The 19,685-nt window shown below is 56.3% G+C and carries 22 protein-coding genes; 15 read left to right on the top strand and 7 right to left on the bottom strand.

Features of this window, described 5'->3' with window-relative positions; genetic code table 11:
• Positions 1-46: 46 nt before the first annotated feature.
• A complete protein-coding gene (locus AC2FIT_RS03745) occupies positions 47-748 on the bottom strand; it encodes a GntR family transcriptional regulator (RefSeq protein ID WP_496826771.1) in 702 nt (233 codons plus the stop codon).
• A 140-nt stretch (positions 749-888) separates the two neighbouring features.
• On the opposite strand from AC2FIT_RS03745, the gene AC2FIT_RS03740 reads away from it, so the two are divergent.
• The 5 genes from AC2FIT_RS03740 to AC2FIT_RS03720 all read left to right on the top strand — a co-directional run bounded on the left by AC2FIT_RS03740 (position 889) and on the right by AC2FIT_RS03720 (position 6,173).
• The gene (locus AC2FIT_RS03740; RefSeq protein ID WP_496826769.1) at positions 889-1,974 is read left to right on the top strand and encodes a polyamine ABC transporter substrate-binding protein; all 1,086 of its coding nucleotides are present in this window, start codon (positions 889-891) and stop codon (positions 1,972-1,974) included.
• Between the two features lie 68 nt (positions 1,975-2,042).
• A complete protein-coding gene (locus AC2FIT_RS03735) occupies positions 2,043-3,170 on the top strand; it encodes an ABC transporter ATP-binding protein (protein ID WP_496826767.1) in 1,128 nt (375 codons plus the stop codon).
• Complete coding sequence (locus AC2FIT_RS03730) at positions 3,170-4,060, top strand: ABC transporter permease subunit (protein ID WP_496826765.1); 891 nt, start codon at positions 3,170-3,172, stop codon at positions 4,058-4,060. The genes AC2FIT_RS03735 and AC2FIT_RS03730 overlap by 1 nt, the downstream gene beginning before the upstream one ends.
• Entirely contained in the window at positions 4,057-4,875 is an 819-nt protein-coding gene (locus AC2FIT_RS03725; RefSeq protein WP_068336958.1) for an ABC transporter permease, read from the top strand. Before AC2FIT_RS03730 ends, AC2FIT_RS03725 begins: the two co-directional genes overlap by 4 nt.
• Complete coding sequence (locus AC2FIT_RS03720) at positions 4,872-6,173, top strand: NAD(P)/FAD-dependent oxidoreductase (protein ID WP_496826762.1); 1,302 nt, start codon at positions 4,872-4,874, stop codon at positions 6,171-6,173. Before AC2FIT_RS03725 ends, AC2FIT_RS03720 begins: the two co-directional genes overlap by 4 nt.
• Here AC2FIT_RS03720 and AC2FIT_RS03715 read toward each other — a convergent pair.
• The 3 genes from AC2FIT_RS03715 to AC2FIT_RS03705 all read right to left on the bottom strand — a co-directional run bounded on the left by AC2FIT_RS03715 (position 6,162) and on the right by AC2FIT_RS03705 (position 8,999).
• Positions 6,162-7,043 carry a phosphotransferase family protein gene (locus tag AC2FIT_RS03715; RefSeq protein ID WP_496826760.1) on the bottom strand — a complete coding sequence of 294 codons (882 nt, stop codon included), beginning with the start codon at positions 7,041-7,043 and terminating at the stop codon, positions 6,162-6,164. The genes AC2FIT_RS03720 and AC2FIT_RS03715 overlap by 12 nt on opposite strands.
• A 61-nt stretch (positions 7,044-7,104) precedes the next feature.
• On the bottom strand, positions 7,105-7,761 hold the full coding sequence (locus AC2FIT_RS03710) for a flagellar hook capping FlgD N-terminal domain-containing protein (RefSeq protein WP_496826758.1): 657 nt from the start codon (positions 7,759-7,761) through the stop codon (positions 7,105-7,107).
• 2 nt (positions 7,762-7,763) lie between these two features.
• A complete protein-coding gene (locus AC2FIT_RS03705; RefSeq protein WP_496826756.1) occupies positions 7,764-8,999 on the bottom strand; it encodes a flagellar hook-length control protein FliK in 1,236 nt (411 codons plus the stop codon).
• A 108-nt stretch (positions 9,000-9,107) separates the two neighbouring features.
• On the opposite strand from AC2FIT_RS03705, the gene AC2FIT_RS03700 reads away from it, so the two are divergent.
• From AC2FIT_RS03700 to AC2FIT_RS03675, 6 genes are all read left to right on the top strand, one after another.
• Entirely contained in the window at positions 9,108-9,392 is a 285-nt protein-coding gene (locus AC2FIT_RS03700; protein ID WP_496826754.1) for a rod-binding protein, read from the top strand.
• Positions 9,376-9,735: a flagellar export chaperone FlgN gene (locus tag AC2FIT_RS03695; protein ID WP_068336970.1), complete on the top strand. Its 360-nt coding sequence runs from the start codon at positions 9,376-9,378 to the stop codon at positions 9,733-9,735. The genes AC2FIT_RS03700 and AC2FIT_RS03695 overlap by 17 nt, the downstream gene beginning before the upstream one ends.
• Before the next feature lie 208 nt (positions 9,736-9,943).
• A complete protein-coding gene (locus AC2FIT_RS03690; RefSeq protein WP_496826752.1) occupies positions 9,944-11,158 on the top strand; it encodes a flagellin N-terminal helical domain-containing protein in 1,215 nt (404 codons plus the stop codon).
• Between the two features lie 77 nt (positions 11,159-11,235).
• A complete protein-coding gene (gene flaF / locus AC2FIT_RS03685) occupies positions 11,236-11,610 on the top strand; it encodes a flagellar biosynthesis regulator FlaF (protein ID WP_496826750.1) in 375 nt (124 codons plus the stop codon).
• Entirely contained in the window at positions 11,610-12,011 is a 402-nt protein-coding gene (flbT, locus tag AC2FIT_RS03680; protein ID WP_496826748.1) for a flagellar biosynthesis repressor FlbT, read from the top strand. The genes flaF and flbT overlap by 1 nt, the downstream gene beginning before the upstream one ends.
• A complete protein-coding gene (locus AC2FIT_RS03675) occupies positions 12,008-12,799 on the top strand; it encodes a DUF1217 domain-containing protein (RefSeq protein WP_496826746.1) in 792 nt (263 codons plus the stop codon). The genes flbT and AC2FIT_RS03675 overlap by 4 nt, the downstream gene beginning before the upstream one ends.
• A 92-nt stretch (positions 12,800-12,891) precedes the next feature.
• Here the strand turns inward: AC2FIT_RS03675 and AC2FIT_RS03670 are convergent, their stop codons facing one another.
• The 3 genes from AC2FIT_RS03670 to AC2FIT_RS03660 form a co-directional block, all read right to left on the bottom strand.
• The gene (locus AC2FIT_RS03670) at positions 12,892-14,463 is read right to left on the bottom strand and encodes a DUF427 domain-containing protein (protein ID WP_496827160.1); all 1,572 of its coding nucleotides are present in this window, start codon (positions 14,461-14,463) and stop codon (positions 12,892-12,894) included.
• 102 nt (positions 14,464-14,565) lie between these two features.
• Positions 14,566-15,267: a winged helix-turn-helix domain-containing protein gene (locus AC2FIT_RS03665; protein WP_496826744.1), complete on the bottom strand. Its 702-nt coding sequence runs from the start codon at positions 15,265-15,267 to the stop codon at positions 14,566-14,568.
• Entirely contained in the window at positions 15,239-15,526 is a 288-nt protein-coding gene (locus AC2FIT_RS03660) for a hypothetical protein (RefSeq protein ID WP_496826742.1), read from the bottom strand. The genes AC2FIT_RS03665 and AC2FIT_RS03660 overlap by 29 nt, the downstream gene beginning before the upstream one ends.
• A gap of 176 nt (positions 15,527-15,702) precedes the next feature.
• Here AC2FIT_RS03660 and AC2FIT_RS03655 point away from each other — a divergent pair, with 176 nt between their 5' ends.
• The 4 genes from AC2FIT_RS03655 (at position 15,703) to AC2FIT_RS03640 (ending at position 19,663) form a co-directional block, all read left to right on the top strand.
• Positions 15,703-16,191, top strand: a complete 489-nt coding sequence (locus tag AC2FIT_RS03655; protein WP_496826740.1) for a hypothetical protein — start codon at positions 15,703-15,705, stop codon at positions 16,189-16,191.
• 111 nt (positions 16,192-16,302) lie between these two features.
• A complete protein-coding gene (rnhB, locus tag AC2FIT_RS03650; protein ID WP_496826738.1) occupies positions 16,303-16,920 on the top strand; it encodes a ribonuclease HII in 618 nt (205 codons plus the stop codon).
• 106 nt (positions 16,921-17,026) lie between these two features.
• Entirely contained in the window at positions 17,027-18,130 is a 1,104-nt protein-coding gene (locus tag AC2FIT_RS03645) for a site-specific DNA-methyltransferase (protein WP_496826736.1), read from the top strand.
• Between the two features lie 144 nt (positions 18,131-18,274).
• Positions 18,275-19,663: an adenylate/guanylate cyclase domain-containing protein gene (locus AC2FIT_RS03640; protein WP_496826734.1), complete on the top strand. Its 1,389-nt coding sequence runs from the start codon at positions 18,275-18,277 to the stop codon at positions 19,661-19,663.
• The last annotated feature ends 22 nt before the right edge of the window (positions 19,664-19,685 follow it).

Here is a 19,685-nt window from a genome sequence, read left to right as displayed (position 1 = left end):
CCTGCAAGAGCGGTTGGCGTTCACAATATGATCAAATTTTTCCGTGTCAATCGAATCGCGTGGGCTGAGCATTGGTCAGCGCCTCGGCCATCAGTTCCATCCCCTGTTCGATGTCCTGTGCGGTCGCTCTGGCAACCCCATCGGCATTGCGCGCGCGCAGTGACTCGATGATATCCTTATGCCGATCCGGTAGGCTTTGCGTGCCGAACCGACCGCAAACCACCCGCAGCGATGGCCCGAATCTGAGCCAGAGCCGCTCGGCCAAGTCACTGAGAATCGGGGCATGGGCGTAGGAATACAACGTCTCGTGAAACGCGTGGTTCAGATGCAGGTAGCCGCTGACATCCCCATCTGCAATTGTGCCATCCAGACGTTGGTCGATAAGCTCAAGATCGTCGATATCAGTGCTGTTCACATTTTCGGTCGCGCGCTTCGAAAGCTCTGATTCTATTGCAATTCTGGCGAAAATCATCTGCTCAACGTCACCAGATGACAACAACGGCACGCTGACCCTGCGATTGCCTTGAAACACCAGCGCACCGTCCGAGATCAGACGGCGGATTGCTTCGCGCACCGGAGTCATTCCGACACCTAGTGATTCCGTCAAACCCTGGATCGTGACAGGTTGGCCGGGCACCAGCTCACCAAACATGATCTGCGCCTTGAGGGTTTGATAGACCTGTTCATGTGCTGGCCTTTTTTCAGCCTCTTCCAACGCGGCCGATGCCTTATTTTTGATCAAATCCAATTGGTTTGCCCTGTTTCCAATGAAGGTGACTTGTCAGGTATCTGACCTCGTGAAACCATACGCTGGTTCGGGGGAAAACGCAAAACTTGATCAAATCAAAAAAAACGGGAAAATACCCTTACACTTGCAGGGAGAAAAAAATGTCAATCAAAACGCTGAGCATGACTGCGGTCATCGCATTGGGGACGTCGGCGGCCTTCGCCGAAGAGGTGCGCGTATACAACTGGTCCGACTATATCGACGAAGACCTTCTTGAGAAATTCGAACAGGAAACCGGTCTGACGCTGATTTATGATGTGTTCGACAGCAACGAGGTTCTGGAAACCAAGATGCTGGCCGGCGGGTCAGGCTATGATGTGGTGGTGCCGTCCGGTACATTCCTGCAGCGCCAGATTCAGGCCGGCGCGTTTCAGGAACTTGATCAGTCCAAGCTGTCGAATTCCGGCAACCTGTGGGACGTGATTCAGAAGCGTACGGCGGGATATGACCCCAATAACGCGTATTCAATCAACTACATGTGGGGCACGACCGGCCTTGGTGTGAACGTTGACAAGGTCAAAGAGGTTTTGGGCGATGACGTTGCCCTCAACAGTATGGACTTGGTACTGAAACCTGAGAACATGGAAAAGCTGGCCTCGTGCGGGGTGCATTTTCTGGATGCTCCGTCCGAGATCATTCCGATGGCCTTGCAGTATATCGGTGAAGACCCGGACAGCCATGACACGGATGTCATTGCAAAAACCGAAGAGGTTCTGATGGGCGTGCGCCCACATATCCAAAAGTTCCACAGCTCGGAATACATAAACGCCCTTGCTAATGGCGACATCTGTGTCGCTGTCGGCTGGTCGGGTGACATACTGCAGGCACGGGATCGCGCGGCCGAGGCTGACAACGGCGTGAACATTGAATATCACCCCTTCGCCGAAGGATCGCTGATGTGGTTCGACCAGATGGCCATTCCGGTGGATGCCCCGAACCCGGAAGGTGCGCATAAGTTCTTGGATTTCATTCTAGACGCCAACAACATGGCGGCAGCATCGAACTATGTGTATTACGCGAACGGCAACAAGGCCTCGCAAGAGTTCCTTGAAGAAGATGTAATCGGTGATCCGGCGATCTATCCGGACGATGCGACCATGCAAAACCTGTATATCACGACGCCTTACCCGTCCAAAACACAGCGGGTCGTGACCCGTCTTTGGACCAAGATCAAATCCGGCACCTGATCTGATTTGTTCATGCAAGGCGGCCTGGCCGCCTTGTTTTTTTACCAGATTGTCGAACGGGGGCTGTAGTGAACTCTGACGTCTTTACGCCGTGGGAAGATCCGCAGGCGAAACCTTTGATCCAGTTCCGGAATGTTACCAAACGCTTTGGCGACTTCACGGCCATCGACGACCTGTCTCTGGATATATTCGAGCGTGAGTTTTTTGCGCTGCTGGGGCCTTCAGGCTGCGGCAAAACCACCATGATGCGGATGCTGGCGGGATTCGAAAAACCGACCGAGGGGCGCATTATTCTGGGCGGGCAGGACATTGACCCGATCCCGCCGAACAAAAGGGCGGTCAACATGATGTTCCAGTCCTACGCGCTGTTCCCGCACCTCAGCGTCCGGGACAACATCGCCTTTGGCCTGCGCAGGGACAACATGCCCAAACATGATCTTGAAGATCGCGTCGAAGAAATGTTGCGACTGACACGGTTAGAGCGGTTTGCCCGACGAAAACCGCATCAGATTTCGGGCGGGCAACGGCAACGGGTGGCGCTGGCGCGGTCTTTGGCCAAGGCGCCAAAGCTGCTTTTGCTGGACGAACCACTGGGTGCGCTGGACAAGAAACTGCGGCAGGATACGCAGTTCGAACTGATGGACATTCAGGAAAAGACCGGCACGACCTTCGTGATCGTCACCCATGATCAGGAAGAAGCCATGACCGTGGCCAGCCGCGTTGCGGTGATGGACCAAGGCAAGCTGATGCAGGTGGCGACGCCGGACAAGATCTACGAAAGCCCGAACTCGGTCTACGTGGCGGATTTCATCGGTGATGTGAACATCATCGAAGGCCGGGCCACGGCGAACGGAGACGAAACCTATCAGGTCGACTGGGCCGAGGGGCAGGCACCGCTGACTGCGACTTCAGCCACCGGGTTTTCGAACGGACAGACCTGTCACCTTGCCATCCGGCCCGAAAAGGTGACGATCTCGGTAGATCGCCCGGCAGATGCGATCAACGCGGTGCAAGGCAGGGTGCATGACATCGCCTATTTGGGCAACCTGTCCACATATCATGTCGCACTGCCGAACGGCACGATCATCAAGGCGCAGACGGCCAATACCCGCCGCATCTCGCGCCGGTCCTTTACGTGGGAAGACCCGGTCTGGCTGTCCTGGACAGCGACGGCCGCGGTTCTGCTGGCCGACTGATGCGCCGCGCGTTTCTGATCGCCGTTCCATATGTCTGGTTGCTGGCGCTATTTCTGGTGCCGTTCTTCATCGTTCTCAAGATATCGTTGTCAGATACCGAGTTGGCCATCCCGCCATACACTCCGACACTGGACCTGTCGCAGGGCTGGGCCGGTATCAAAGCCTTCTTCAGCCAGTTGGATTTCGAGAATTTCGTCTGGCTGACCGAGGATGATCTTTACTGGAAAGCCTATCTTTCCAGTGTCCAGATTGCCGTCATTTCGACCGTTCTGACCCTGCTGGTGGGGTATCCGATCGCCTACGGCATGGCCCGCGCACCTGCGGAGTGGCGGCCGACGCTGATGATGCTGGTGATTTTACCGTTCTGGACCTCGTTCCTGATCCGCGTTTACGCTTGGATGGGCATCCTGTCGAACGAAGGCTACCTGAACCAGTTCCTGCTGTGGACGGGCATCATCTCGACCCCGCTGACCATTTTGAACACCAATACGGCCGTGTATATCGGCATCGTCTACACCTATCTGCCCTTCATGATCCTGCCGATCTTTTCCTCGCTTGAAAGGATGGACGAATCCCTGATCGAGGCCGCCGAGGATTTGGGCTGTTCGCGCCTGCAGGCGTTTTGGTTGGTGACGATCCCGTTGTCGCGCCCTGGCATTATCGCTGGGTGCTTCCTTGTCATGATCCCGGTGATTGGTGAGTTTGTTATCCCCTCGCTTCTGGGTGGGTCTGGCACGTTGATGATCGGTAAGGTGTTGTGGGAAGAATTCTTCTCAAACCGCGACTGGCCGGTTGCCAGCGCCGTGGCGGTTGTTTTGCTGCTGATACTCGTGGTGCCGATCGTGCTGTTCCAGCGTAACCAGCAAAAACAGGCGGAGGCGGAAAAATGAGCAGATTAAGCTGGTTTAACACAGTCTCGCTGACACTGGGGTTTGCGTTCCTGTACATCCCGATGATCATCCTCATTATCTTCAGTTTCAACGAAAGCAAGCTGGTTACGGTCTGGGCCGGGTTCTCGACCAAATGGTATGGCGCGGTGGTTCAGAACGAGGCGTTTTTGGATGCCGCCTGGGTGACTGTACGTGTTGCCGTGGTCTCATCAACTTTGGCTACCATCCTTGGGACTGCGGCGGCCTATGTGCTGGTACGCGGCGGGCGGTTCTTTGGCCGTACCCTGTTTTCGGGCATGATCTATGCGCCGCTGGTGATGCCCGAGGTGATCACCGGCCTGTCCCTGCTGCTGCTGTTTATCGGCATCGGCTTGGATCGGGGTATTGTTACCATCGTTCTGGCGCATACGACATTTTCGATGTGCTTTGTCTCGGTCGTGGTGTCGTCGCGTTTGGTGACTTTCGATCAGTCGCTGGAAGAGGCAGCGCTGGACTTGGGGTGCTCTCCGGCGCAGGCCTTCAGGCTTGTGACCCTGCCGATCATCGCGCCTGCGGTAATTTCCGGATGGTTGCTGGCGTTTACTTTGTCGTTGGACGATTTGGTGATCGCATCCTTTACATCGGGCCCGTCAGCCACGACCCTGCCGATCAAGATTTTCTCGGCCGTACGTTTGGGCGTCAGCCCTGAAATCAACGCGCTTTCCACGATCATGATCGCGGTTGTCACGGTGGGTGTCATCACCGCGTCGCTGGTGACCAAGCGCGCGATGGTGCGGCAGAAGCAGGATGAATTGGCCGCCGCGAAAACGGAATGAAACGGCTGTTCCCGACCTACACCTACGGACCCGGTCCGCGGACCAACTGTTGGTGGGATGAAACAATCGCCAGCCCGGACTGGCCAGTCTTGCAGGGTGATTTGAACACGGATGTCGCGATTGTCGGAGGCGGCTTTACAGGCCTGTCCGCCGCGCTGCATCTGGCCGAGGCCGGAGTACGCGTAGCAGTGCTTGAGGCCGAGACGCCGGGCTGGGGCGCATCGGGGAGAAATGGCGGGTTTTGTTGTTTGGGAGGCTCGAAACTCAGCCAGGCCGCAATGGTTCGCCAGTTCGGAGAGGGTGCCGCGCAGCGCTATGCGCAGGCTGAAAAAGACGCAGTTCACCTTGTCGCGGATCTTTTGAAGGACCAAACCATCGAGGCCGAAGTGCATTCGGCAGGGGAAACCCAACTGGCCCACACGCCCCGCGCGATGGACTCGTTGCGAAAACAGGCCGAGACGTCAGGCACCCTTCACGAAGCAAGTGACCTGCCTGCGCTTGGCTTCGGGGGCGGGTTTCATGGCGGATACACCAACCCGGTCGGCTTTGCCCTGAACCCCAGAAAGTACCTTTTTGGTCTTGCGGGGGCGGCTCGTTCATTGGGGGCTGATTTGTTTCGCAACAGCGCGGTTCACGGACTCCGTAAAACGCAATCCGGGTTCGAACTTGGCACAAAAAATGGCTGTGTCACAGCGCGCAATGTTTTGATCTGCACCAATGGATATTCCAGCGAGGATGTGCCGCCCTGGATGTCGGGCCGCTATATGCCTGCTCAGTCCACAGTTCTGGTAACCCGCCCGCTCACGGAGCCCGAGTTGGACGCGCAAGGCTGGACCACAGATCAGATGGCCTACGACACCCGGCATTTGCTGCACTACTTTCGCCTGATGCCAGATCGGAGATTTCTGTTCGGAATGCGCGGCGGTTTGCACTCGTCCCCGCGGGCTGAGGGAGCGATTCGGCACAAGGCTGTCCGGGACTTCCGGCGAATGTTCCCGGCGTGGGCTGATGTCGAGGTCACCCATATGTGGTCCGGCATGGTTTGCCTGTCGCGGGGTCTGACACCTTTTGTGGGCGCAGTGCCGGGCCAGCCCGGCCTGTTCGCGGGTTTTGCCTATCATGGGAATGGGGTGGCGATGGGGAGCTATTGCGGACGCGCGCTGGCTCGGCTTGTTTTGGGGCAGGCAGATGACCTACCCGACCCGATGACGCGCATCCCGGCGCGTTTTCCCCTTGGCCGCTGGCGGCGCGCGCTGATGCCGCCCGCTTATACGATGATGGCCGTTTTAGATTGGTGAAGACGACAGCGCAGCGCGTTCCAGTTTTAAACCCACTGCGTAGTCCGAAGCACCGTTTTCAATCCGCCAAAGGCAATAGGCTGCCATCCGCCAAGCATACCAGCACCGAAGCGATTTGTACCGTTCCACCGTGTCGGCGCAACCATAGCCAGAAAGGAACAGACCTTCCTCTGCAAGTGTCAAGGCTTTGCCCCGGTACAGGTACTGCATGGCAGGCGACAGGAACAGCGCGAGGTCCTCGCACGGATCACCCTGCGCGGGGCATTGCCAATCAATAAGGGTCAAACCCGAGGGCGCCACTAGAATGTTCCCAGCAACCGGGTCGCCATGTATCAGGCAGGTGTGGTGGGTCGGCGGAATGTGATCGTCGGGCCGCAGCGCCTCTAACTTTTGCCGCATGCCAGATCTGCACCGATCAAGAATGCTCTGCCCGTGGCGGGCCAGGTCCATACTGCCATTACACCCCTTGGGTGCTTGTATCTGCAGATCAAGCTGATGCAGATTACGTAAAAGATCTGCCACTGGCGCAACTCCCTCTCGCCACGTGGACCCCGGTGCGTGGTCGTAAAAGACCCAGCGGTCATCTTGGAGCTGGCCGGTCGCGCGCAGGCGGGGCACAAACCCTGTCTGCTCCAAGACAGTAAGGCACTGCGCCTCGAGTTCACCGTCGTTGCGAAATAACGGGTTGCGCAGGCCGGCGCGGTAGAGTTTCAGGACCTTGCCGCCGTTTTCCCCGATCACCTTCCAAACCTGATTGGTACGTCCGCCATACAAGGTCTGGAATTGCGTTTCCGCAGCTATCAGGCCTTGATCGCGCAGTTGCGCAACCAGTTGGATCGGAGGGCTGTTCGGGTCAGGCAGGGGGATCACCAAGACGATACGCGAGTCGCATGTCGCACTGGTGTGGCTCGTCCCGGCCAGTAGATCAAGCTCAGGTGCTTACCAAAGTCACCATCCAAACCGGAACGGACTGCCCGTTGTCCAGTGTCAGCGAAACCGTCCCATCCGCGGCCTGCGCTTCGACCACCTTGCTATAGGGTGAGACTGACAGCGTCGATATCAATTCATCCTCATAGTAGCTTTCCAGCGTCGCTGAATAGCTGCCCGAAGGAAGAGGGCTTCCATCGCTTGCTATGCCGTCCCAAGTGAATTCAGACTGGGTCACGGGAATGGATACCCGATCAACCTCGGTTCCTTCACTGTCAACGATCACCATCTCGGCGCTGTCTGCCTCTGCTGCGGCCTGTCCATGCATGGTCACCGGATCGCCATCAAACTGGAACGAGGTTGTCTGAACAGACATGCCGACCCAACTTGCAAGCTCGTCGAGCTTCACGCTGCCCAAAGTCAGCGCCAGTTCTGACAGGCGATCGTTTGTTTGCACCTGCTGTTCCACCATCGAGAACTGAGCCAATTGCGAGGCATATTCAGCAGACCCAATCGGTTCCAACGGATCCTGATTCTGCGCCTGTGTCGTCATCAACAACAGGAACGTGTCGAAATCCGACGCGATTGAGGACGTCCTGGATTGGGATGCGGACGTGACCTGCGTGTTGGTCTGGGTTGTGGCTTGTGTTGGGTTGATCATGGTCAAAGCCTCATGTCGATTCGGCCTTCAGGGCCTAATTTTGGAGCGGCTGGTGCAGCCTCGGTGATCTGTTCGGGCTGTGTGTCCGAAAACCCTGCGCCTTCGCCTGTATCAGAGTCGCTGTGCTGTGACCCTGCAGATGTCCCAAGGTCAAAAGACAGGTTGCCGAACCCGAAGTTCTGGAATTCTGCCTCAAGAACCGAAAGGTGGCGGCGCATCATGTCCAGCGTCTCTGGACGTTCGGCTGAGATCGTCATGTGCAGACCGTCTTCGCGACCGTTTAAGACAATCGAAACGCGCCCCAACTCTTCAGGATTCAAGGCGACTTCGATCGTTCCGGGCTGCCCCCGGGCAGAAACGACGGTTGCCATTTGATTGGCGACTGCGCGCGCCGTTTCAGCCCGTGCCGTTGCCGTCGTCGTCGTTTGCGTCATGGGAGTAGAATCGCGTGATGATGAAAGTGTTGTGGCCTCCCTGCTGAGTAGGATGTCTTCAATCTCGGTTGTCGGGTTCGCCTCGGATTGAAGGCCTTGAGGGTCGGCGGCAAAAAGCTGTATCTGGACAGGCGTCGGCGGCGTGCGACCGGGTTTTACTGCCTCCGGGCGACTAGCCTGCGGCACGGCCCGGGTGGCAGGTGCCTCTTTTTCAGGCCGGGGAGGGGTTGGAAGGTCAGGCGTTCCATCAGGGGGAGCATCTGGTGTCGCCAACCCCACGGGGACGCCATTCGGCCTAGCGACGATCTGTGAGGTTTTTTTCGGAGGGACCGACGCGAAAATTAGGGCCTGAACGGTCGGTGCAACTTCGGCCTGCGTGGGGCGCGGCTGTGATTGCACTGTATCACTCTGCGCGACTACCGGTTGCGTGTTAGCGGACGTCTCAGCTTCAACAACGACAGCCGGGGCCGCTACAGTTGGCTTTTCAACCTGCCTTTTGACGGTCGGATTCTCAGCTATTTCAGCCGCAGCAGGGCGTATTTCGGTGAGCGGCTGATCCTGCGGCTCAATTGGTAAAGGCGCGACCTCACCATCGACAACGATGATTTCCGAGTCCGGTGCCAAATCAGGATTCTGAATCGCAGGTTCGGCCGTTTTTTGTTCGTTTGGCTGCGCGTCGGCCTCTTGATCCATGACCGTTTGAAATGACTCGGCGCCGTTGGTGTTGCTTGCGTCTTTCGCGGCAGCCGCAGGTTTCATGGCGCCGCCCGACGCAGGCATCAGTGCTGAAATAGGGTTGGGCATTTTGCTCCGACTCCGTTTGTGTGATCGGCAACCTGCCCGCAGGAAGTTACGTTTATTTTAACCGCTTTCGCCTTTGATCAAGAAAGTTCGATGTAAATTTCGGAGAATATGATGAAGATTTCTGGATCCCTGCCTGGCACCCATCCGCCAACCACGGCTGAGAAATTGCAAGCTGCCGCTGTTGAGCTGGAGGCGGCGTTCCTGGCTGAAATGCTCAAGTCCTCTGGTTTGGGCAAGACGCACGATTCCTTTGGTGGCGGTGCCGGCGAGGAACAGTTCTCGTCGTTCCTTGTACAGCATCAGGCGCGCACGCTGGCTGAGGCTGGTGGTGTTGGGCTGTCCGAGATTCTGTTCCAATCCATGATGGAGAAAACAAATGCCGACCAATACTGATACCGACCTGATCCGCTCGCTTGAAGATGTGCTGGACCTTGAACGCACCGCGCTTGTCGATGGTGATCTGAACAGACTGAACCAGGTGGTACCGGAAAAAGAAAAACTGATTGATACGATCAATGAACTTCAGGTCTTTGAAAGCGCCGAGTTGATTCGGTTGCAGAAAAAGGTCGAACGGAACCAGCTGTTGCTCAACAGCGCCGCCGAAGGGATTCGCGCCGTGGCCGACCGCATGGCTGAACTGCGTCGCGTTCGGCAAGAGTTCACCACCTATGGCGCGGACGGGCAGCGCAACGGGTTCGCTGTGCGTCGCAATCCAAAGCTGGAGAAGCGGGCATAGGTACGGGTTTGATTCAAATTCAAAATTTTTGGCCGAGGGGCTTTAGCACTCCGTTAGGAGGTAATGGGCAAAGGTGGTCCTGCACCTGATACAACAGGTGGCGCGAACAGCCCGACGGCGGATCGCATAGCTCAGAACGACGTCAAAGCCCGCTTACGGTGCGGGGTAAGCATGGGCGCAAAGTGCCCGAACACAAAGGAAGAAAGCTATGTCCAGCATTCTGACAAACAATGGCGCAATGGTGGCGCTGCAAACCCTGAAAATGGTCAACAAGAATCTGGGGCAAACCCAGAACGCGATCGCAACTGGTAAGGATGTTGCAACCGCCAAAGACAATTCGGCAGTTTGGGCGATCTCCAAAGTTATGGAATCCGACGTCAAGAGCTTCAATGCGATCAAAGACAGCCTGGCACTGGGTGAATCGACTGTTGCGGTGGCTCGTAACGCGTCAGAAACCGTGACCGACCTGTTGATCCAGATTCAAGAGAAAGTCGTCGCGGCCCAGGAAGACAACGTCGAACGGGATAAGATCGATGCCGATGTTACAGCGCTGAAAGACCAGATTGTTTCGGTTGTCAGCGCGGCCCAGTTTAACGGTCTCAATCTTGTGAACGGAGACACAGCATCAGCTAAGATTCTGTCGTCGTTGGATCGTGACAGTTCTGGTGCCGTGAAGGATTCTTCGATCACCGTTAATGCTCAGAACCTGTCGACCGGCGGCTACTCGGCGAAAAACGTTCTTGATGATTCTGACAACGCAAGTACTGACGGAGATGTGGCTAGCTTTTCCTTGGACAAAAACGGCGGTTCGGGAAACCTTAACTTCAACAGCGGAACTGACAATTTTGCAGTGGGTGACAAAATCTCAGTCACCGTAGGTGGCCAGAGCGTATCCTATACGGTGCAGGCATCTGATATTGATGCAGTCTATAATGCGCCCAACACCGATACCAAAGTTGCAGCTGGCTTGAAGAGCCAAATCGACGCTTTGGGTATCCAGGGTCTTACGATTACCCAAACTACAGATGAACTGGCCTTTGCGACTGCTGCAGCGGATCAGGATTTGACCGTTTCGGCACAGTTTACCAACGCAGGTTCCGGTGGTCTGGGTGCGTTGTCTTCAATTGACGTGACGACAAAAGCTGGTGCAACTGCTGCCTTGGGTACGATCACGGGTCTTATTGACACCGCCATCGATGCGTCGGCCGCGTTTGGTTCGGTTCAAAACCGGATTGAGACCCAGAAAGAGTTTATTGCGAACCTTACTGACTCGTTCAAATCCGGTATCGGGTCGCTGGTTGATGCCGACATGGAGGAAACATCGGCCCGCCTTCAGGCCCTGCAGGTACAACAGCAGTTGGCAACCCAGTCACTGTCGATCGCCAACCAGGCACCGCAGTCGATCCTGTCATTGTTCCGTTAATCTTCGGAATCCGGTCGGGGCGCAACTACGCGCCCCGACCCTGACCGCCAAAAGACGGCCTATTGGAAGGAATTCAAGTGACACCGCAAACTCTTGCCCGGCGCGCATATGCGCAGACCGCCGCCCCGACGCGTACCCCGCGCGACACCGAATTCGAAGCGATTTCAAGGATCACCCATAGGCTCAAGGCTGCGACCGCCCGGCGCAAAACCGACTATGCCGAGTTCGTTCAGGCACTCCACGAAAACCGTCGTTTGTGGACCGTTTTGGCCACGGGTGTGCTGGATTCCGACAACGCCCTTCCCGACGATCTGCGCGCGCGGGTTTTCTATTTGGCAGAGTTCACGGAACAGCACAGCACCCAGGTTCTGAGCAACAATGCGACCGTAGAACCATTGCTTGAGATCAACATGGCCGTCCTGCGTGGCCTGCGGCAGATTGGTTTGACGTGATGGCTGGGCTGGTTCTGAAACTGGCACCGAAAGAGAGGGTGCTAATCAACGGTGTGGTCGTGGAGAATGGCGACCGCCGCAGTCGGTTTTCGATAATGACGCCTGGGGCAAATGTCCTGCGTCTGCGTGATGCCATCCATCCTGATGAGGTGAATACCCCGGTTCGGCGGGTCTGTTATGCTGCCCAGCTTGTTCTATCCGGTGACATGGAGCCCGAACAGGCGCGCCAACAGCTTTTGCGGCGTGTTGAGGAATTGAGTCAGATTTTTACCGACCTGGACAGCCGTCAGGTGCTGTCTGAAGCCACCGAAGCATTGCTGGCCAAACAGTATTATAAATGCCTGAAATCGCTGCGCGCCCTGTTGCCGCGCGAAGAACGCCTGATGGCGTATCAGCAATGACTTTTCAGCCAGTAGTCCCCGCAAACGGAATCGTGGGCTGGCGCTTTCTGCAGCGTACCTACGACTCGCAACTGCAGAGTTTTTCATCCTCCTCTGTTAATGAAAGAGAGACCAAGTACTTTTTGGACAACATCAGCAAGGTTCACACAGCTGAGGATTTGGTTTCGGACCGGCGCTTGTTGCAAGTGGCGTTGGGGGCCTTCGGATTGGACGGTGACATCAACAACCGCTTCTTCATCCAGAAAATACTGTCCGATGGCACCACAGCTGGTGACGCGCTGTCAAACCGGCTGGCTGACAAGCGATATCGGGAGTTCTCCAAGGCATTTGGGCTTGGGCCGGGTGAAATTCGCAAAACCGGGTTGATCACGTTCATGGAGGAGATTGCCCAGGACAATGTTGTGTCCCAGTTTGAAGTCGCAGTCGGTGAGTCGGATGAGACAATGCGTATATCGCTTTACGCACAGCGCTCCTTGGCGGATTTGGCATCTCAGGACAACAGCGTAGATACCAAATGGTTCGATCTGATGGGCCAGCCGCCGCTGCGGAGCATGATGGAGACGGCTTTGGGTCTGCCGCCAAGCTTCGGGCAAGTTGATATCGACAGGCAGCTTGAGGTGTTCAAAGACAGGTTGTCACGTCTGACAGGGTCAGATGATCTTGCGCAGTTCACCGATGAGGCCGCCATTGCCAAGCTGACGGATACATATCAAGCCCGCAGTCAGATAAAGCAATTGCAAAGCACGATATCACCGGGTCAGACGGCATTGATTCTGCTCAGGGCATAACGCGGTAAATTTGGATTTTCCGCGAATTCAGGTACCAAAAAAGCAAATCATACCAGGCAGCAATCCGTCTGGCCGACGAACATTGCGGGCCATTAGGCATTCAGCACTGCATCCGCCGACGTACTTAGTGCAAAGGATGTCACAGGCAGTGACACGTTGTGCAGTTTGATATCGCCTAATGGTATGGCGCTGGTGCATGCGGGTTGTATATCCCCCGAGACGACAATGCGCTGCCCCGACGACTTACCGTATTCACCCAGTCGGGCTGCAACATTCGCGGCCTGACCGATGACAGTGAAATCCAGCCGCTCACGCGATCCAACATTGCCATAGGTAACCTGCCCGTAGGCAATCCCGATTGAGCAATCGCAATGGGGTTCGCTGCCGGATTGGCGCAGTTCACCGAGTTTTTCGACGATCGCAATCGCTGAACGCTGCGCATTGCCGCGCGCCACGATTGAATCCTCGCCCTCGGGAAAGACCGACAGAACAGCGTCTCCGATGAATTTCAAAACCTCGCCACCGTTGTCATGCACGATGCCTGATACGGTTTCGAAAAAGTCGTTAAGCAAGTTGATATAGTCCGCGCGGCCAAGCTGTTCCTCAAGACTGGTGGAATTGCGCAGATCGCAGAACATGATTGCCGCGTCGATCTCATCCCCATCGCCACGCCTGATTTCACCGCCTAAAACCCGCGCGCCCGAGCGTTTGCCCACGTAGGTCTCAAGCAGAACCTGCGCATTCTCGCGTTGCATGAAAACTTCGTAGAACCGGGCTATGACCGACGAGCATTCGAAAACCAGCCCAAGATTCTCGGTAGTGAATCCGTCTGGGTGATCGCACGTCAAGGTAAGAACATTTGTGCGCCCATCCGAAAACGGTAGCGGCATCGCGACGTAGTCGGTTGCACCCTTGGCCCTGAGGTCTTCCATTATGGGAAAGCTGTTATGCGGGTTGTCGTCATTCAGCCGCTGACGCACACCACCCAGCCCATTGGAGACGTGGCGCAAAGGGCTGTTGATATAGGCCGGGTGGTCATGGATTTCATAAGTTGGCACATTGGTCGAAATCTCGGCTGCGCCCTTTTCCCAGATATAGTGCTTGCCCGCAATCAGTGGATGCAAAGACCACGTCAGAATGCTGAGACGCTGGATCGCTATCCCATGCTCCAGCATCTTTTCGGCAAGCGCCTTGGTGAAAGCCTCGGGCGTCTTGCTGTCAGATGCGCGGCGCATCAACCAGTCGATCAGCGGGCCGCTGATATTGCCATCCTCAGCATCCCGCAAAGTGTTATTGCCCAGGTCGACATGCGTGTAGGCGTCCGGTACAAAGCCAACATAGCCCCGAATGGCAAGGCTTTCAGGCAGCGGGTCTTCGTAGGCCCAAACAGAGTTGGCCAACCGCCGGTCTTCCAGAATAACGTCGTGATAGGTCGCCGTCCCCTTGAACGGGCAAAAGGTCTGTAACTCGCTTTCATCACCCATATCGACGCGAACATCTGCGCGGGGGACGTAAATGGTGGCTGGCAAGCGCGTTTCGTACATCACCTTTGCACGGGTACTTTCAGCCAGTAGGGTTTTATCCCGATAGATCGCGACCCGCCCGGTCAGGTCTTCGACCGAGATGCCAAAACCTTTGGTCTTTGGGGTGGTGTGCACATTCATCATCAGACTCCCTGACGTGACTATTCCATAGCATGGGCCTTACATAGTTGTATTCCAAGGGGTGTGACCGGTTTTTTGGCGCGCATGACTAATACGACGTGCTCAAACCATTTGAATCACGTCTTTTTCAATCGACAGCATGTAGCCTTTTTTGGCGATATTCTTGACCAACAACTCGCTGACCATCTGATTTCCCAGGGCATCCCGCAGCCGCTTGATACGGGTGGCGCCTGCGGATTCGTCGCAATCAGCGGCGTTTCTACCCGAAATCATCGCCTCGATCTGGGCGCCGGACAGAACTTCGTCATCCAAACGGGATTCAGCCAGTACCGACAGCGTTTCCATGGCGGCGGGGGTCAGTTTGAAATCCATGTTGTTGAGGTAAACGGTATTTTCCTCGCGGCTGATCAAAAGCGAGGTGACCTGAATTCCGGTCCGTTCGATCTGGGCCATTCGTCTGTTCAGCAAGACCAGCATCACCAGAAAAACCAGTGCCGATACCAGCATGGCGGTGGCAAAGACCAGCAGCACGAAAATCACCATGCGATAGCTGGACAGGGTATCGGCAAAGGCCGTGCCGGATTGGGCCAGAATCTCAAGCAAACGAATCTGGGCCTGCGAGGTCAGATCGCTTTCGACGAACAGGCGCTCGACCTTGGCGTTGAAGGCATTGGCATCCGGCAGCGTCCAGAACAGGAAAACGGCTGCCGTCACCAGGATCACGACGATCGCCGCAATGCCGGCGCCGACCAGCCTGACACCGGACCGGCGAGCCTCAGTAACGGAGATAGAATTGTCCGGCATTGGCCTTCCTTTTATCCAACCCTTCCGATCCGAACACGGATATGACGTTCAGCAGGGTCCAGCCCGACCCTTTGAGGCGCTGGGCGACTTCTTGATTTGCCTGCCCCTTGCCGCAGGATGACACCTGCATAACGCCATAGTGCAGACGCAGCGGATTGTCCTTTTTGGCCTTGTAGTCGGCATAGCAGTCCTCCGCCGCAGCGGCGGAGCCAAGCGATATCAGGGCCAGTAGGACCAGAGAAGAGAGGATCTGTTTCATAGGCCGCATCCTGCGCATGGGTTGTCGCGATATTCAATAACCGAAGGGGTTTTGCGGGGTTGTTATCGGATAGCGGGGACCCGTTATTGCTTGTCTGGGCGGGGATTTCCAGTGTCACGGCATCGAGCATACGACCCGTAACCGGGTCACCTCAAGACACCTGAAGGACAAGAACCATGCACAAGAAATTCATAGCTTTGATCGTGGCCTCGGCGGTTGCCATCACGGGCATTTCAGCGTCGCAGGCGCGGGCGGCAGATGTTGGGGATATTATTGGCGGGCTGGCTGCAATCGCGTTGCTTGGGGCCGCTGTAAAGCACTTCAGCGATGACGACAAAAAGAACACCGTTACACACAACTACAATCACGTATATAAGGCACCGCATGACCACGTGTATAAAAGGCCAAAGGACAGGCCGCATCACGTTCGTCCACTGCCGAAACGTGTTGCGCGCTATACTCTGCCGCAACGATGCCTGCGTACCTTCAAAGGGTATTCACCTGATCAGCGGCTGTTGGGGCAGACTTGCTTGGGGAACCATTACAAATACAGCGACAGCTTGCCGAACCAGTGCAAGGTCAGGTTCTGGAATGGCAAAAAGGTCAAGCGCGCCTACCACCCTGGCTGCCTGCGTCAGCGAGGATACCGTGTGGGTTCCAGATAACCGGTTTCGAGCAGGAGCGGCGCCAAAGAAGCGCCCCGCGGGAGAGGGTGGCGCAAGCTACCCTCTCTTTTCTCCTTGCGATGGTCTTAAAAACGCGATTTCCCGAAATGTATGACGTTACCGGATTATGAAATTGAGAAAGCCGCCCTTGCGCAGGGATATCTGCGGATCGCCGGCGTTGATGAGGTAGGCCGCGGGCCACTGGCCGGCCCTGTGGTCGCAGCGGCAGTGATTCTGAACCCCGAGGATATTCCCGCAGGATTGCACGATTCGAAAAAGCTGACGGCGAAGCGGCGCATCGCGCTTGAGGCTGTGCTGCGTGACCGGGCAGAGTTTGCCGTGGCCGAAGCCTCGGTGGCCGAGATCGATGAACACAACATATTGCGGGCATCACATCTGGCGATGGAGCGTGCGGTGGCGGCTTTGGACCCAGCGCCGGACTTTCTGCTGATTGATGGAAACATGGTTCCGCGCGGTCTGACGATCCCGGCCCAAGCCGTGGTCAAAGGTGACGCGCATTCTGTATCAATTGCGGCTGCTTCGATCATAGCTAAAAACTGGCGCGATCAACTGATGGTGGATTTGGCGCAACAGCACCCCGGCTATGGGTGGGAGACAAACGCCGGTTATCCGTCGAAACAACACAAAGAGGCGCTGCAAAATCTTGGTGTGACCCCACACCATAGACGTTCGTTCAAACCCGTCCACAATATCTTGTATCAAGAGTAAATCGTAAGTCCATGATTCAAAAAAGAAATTGACGGCGATTCGTCTTTGACTCATCCTTGTCTCAACCAAATGAGCGCAAAAGCGCCGTGGAACTTGAGGCAGCAATATGACAACGATCAAGACAAAGGGCGCAGCCGCGCTCTCGTTAAACACGATTCTATCCGGGGACTGCATCGACGTGATGAACAGTCTGCCCGAGGCGTCGGTGGACCTGATTTTTGCAGATCCGCCCTATAATTTGCAGCTGAAAGGCCAGCTGCACCGCCCCGACAACAGCCAGGTAGACGCGGTCGACGATCACTGGGACCAGTTTTCCAGCTTTGCTGCCTATGACCAATTCACCCGCGACTGGCTCAAGGCGGCGCATCGCCTGCTCAAACCGAATGGCGCGATCTGGGTTATTGGGTCTTACCACAATATCTTCCGCGTCGGCTCGGCCCTTCAGGATGCTGGGTACTGGATTCTGAACGATGTGGTCTGGCGCAAATCGAACCCGATGCCGAACTTCCGCGGCAAGCGGTTCACCAACGCACATGAGACGATGATCTGGGCATCCAAGCGCGAAGGCGCGAAATATACGTTCAACTATGAGGCATTGAAGGCGCTGAATGAAGGTGTGCAGATGCGCAGCGACTGGGTGTTGCCGATCTGTACTGGTCACGAACGCCTGAAAGATGAAAACGGCGATAAGGCGCATCCGACGCAAAAGCCTGAATCGTTGTTGCATCGTGTTCTGATCGGCTCGACCAATCCAGGCGACGTCGTGCTGGATCCGTTCTTTGGCACCGGTACAACAGGCGCGGTTGCAAAGATGCTGGGGCGTGAATTCATCGGGATTGAGCGTGAGGAAAGCTATCGCAAGGTGGCCGAAAAGCGTATCGCAAAGGTCCGCAAATTCGACCGTGAGGCGCTGGAGGTCAGCGCCAGCAAGCGCGCCGAGCCTCGCGTGCCGTTCGGCCAACTGGTTGAACGCGGCATGCTCCGCCCGGGTGAAGAGCTTTACTCCATGAACCAGCGCCACAAAGCCAAGGTTCGCGCTGATGGCACCTTGGTCGGACAAAACGTAAAAGGCTCGATCCATCAGGTCGGGGCGCATTTGGAGAATGCACCGTCCTGCAATGGCTGGACCTATTGGTGCTTTAAACGCGATGGAAAGACAGTTCCGATCGACGTTCTGCGTCAGCAGATACGGGCCGAGATGCACAACTAATTTACGAACACCGCCGGTGCCTGTGGCCTGACACAAGGCACAAAGCCTTGCCCCGCCGAGTCCGGCGGGGTCTTTTGTTTTTCCGGGCGTTTGGTTTGAACATGCGCTTTCTGTATTCTGCGGCGCAGTGAAGGAGCTTGTGCAATGTCGGACACTACAGCCAGCGGATCCCGCTTTGATCGGTTTTTCGTGACCCGCCCGGACACTTTCGACCTTGAAAACAAATACACCGAAGCCGCGCTGGAGCGTCACAAACGCGAAGGTCTGGAACTTGCCGTCCGTGCGCGCTGGCTGGCGATGGCGCTAACCGGGGTGCTGTTGGTTTTCCTGAACCCTCAGTGGGATGTGTTGTGGTATCACTTCATTCTGCTGCTGATCTGTGCAAATGGATGGCTGATCCGACGGGCCGGGCGCGTTGGGCAATCACGGGTCGAGTTGCTGCTGATCTTTGTGGACCTGCTGATCATGACGCTTGGGATGATCCTGCCCAACCCGTTCAGCGACGATATCCGGCCTTTGGCGATGCAGTACCGGTTCGATAACTTCCAGTACTTCTTTATCATTCTGGCAGCGGGCACGCTGGCATACTCATGGCGGACGGTGGTTGCGATCGGATCATGGACAGCCGGGATTTGGACCGCGGGATGGATTATTGCCTGGTGGGTGGCGACCCCGATGCCCGGCCTTAGCGAGCGAGTGGCCGATGCTTTGGCCGGCTATCCGGCGGTGGCCGAGCTTTTGGACCCCAACAGCTTTATGCCGCCACATCGCATCCAGGAGGTAATCGTATTCATGATGGTGGCGGTGACGTTGGGCGTGTCGATGCGGCGCCTAAACCGGCTGCTGATGACAAATGCGGGGCTTGAACGCGAAAGGGCGAACCTGTCGCGATATTTTTCACCCAACGTTGTGGAAGAACTCAGCCAGAACGACGAGCCTCTGAAGCAGGTCCGCAAAGAGGACGTAGCTGTTTTGTTCATCGACATCGTGGGGTTTACGAAATATGCCGCAGGGCGCGATCCTTATGATGTCATCGAAGTGTTGCGGGGGTTCCACGCTCGTATGGAATCTGCGGTGTTCCGCCATCACGGGACGTTGGACAAGTATTTAGGCGATGGGTTGATGGCTACGTTCGGAACACCGGTGCCAACGCCGCTGGATGCCAGTAACGCGGTATCCTGTGCGGTGGATATGGTCGGCGTCATTGATCGCTGGAATTCGGAACGCCGCCGCGCAGGAGAGCCCGAGATTAAGGTTGGAATAGGGGTCCACTTTGGGTCTGTGGTGCTGGGCGATATCGGTGCCAATCGACTGGAATTCGCGGTGATTGGCGATGCCGTGAATGTGGCAGCCAAGCTAGAGGCATTCACACGGGATATTCCGGCAAGGGTCGTGATCAGCGAAGCAGTTCAAAGCCAGTTGGAATGCGAAAGTTATAGTGCATCAGATGTGATGGCAGGATTTGAGAGCCAACAGAATCAGACCGTTCGAGGCATAGACGCCCCGATGAACCTATGGGTGATGCGGGAATAGCGGCTCCCGCCGATCTTCCATG

The organism is Ruegeria sp. YTSA135, assembly GCF_059610165.1.
Note: the sequence above shows the minus strand (reverse complement) of the source record. Positions and strands in the feature narration are given on the sequence as shown.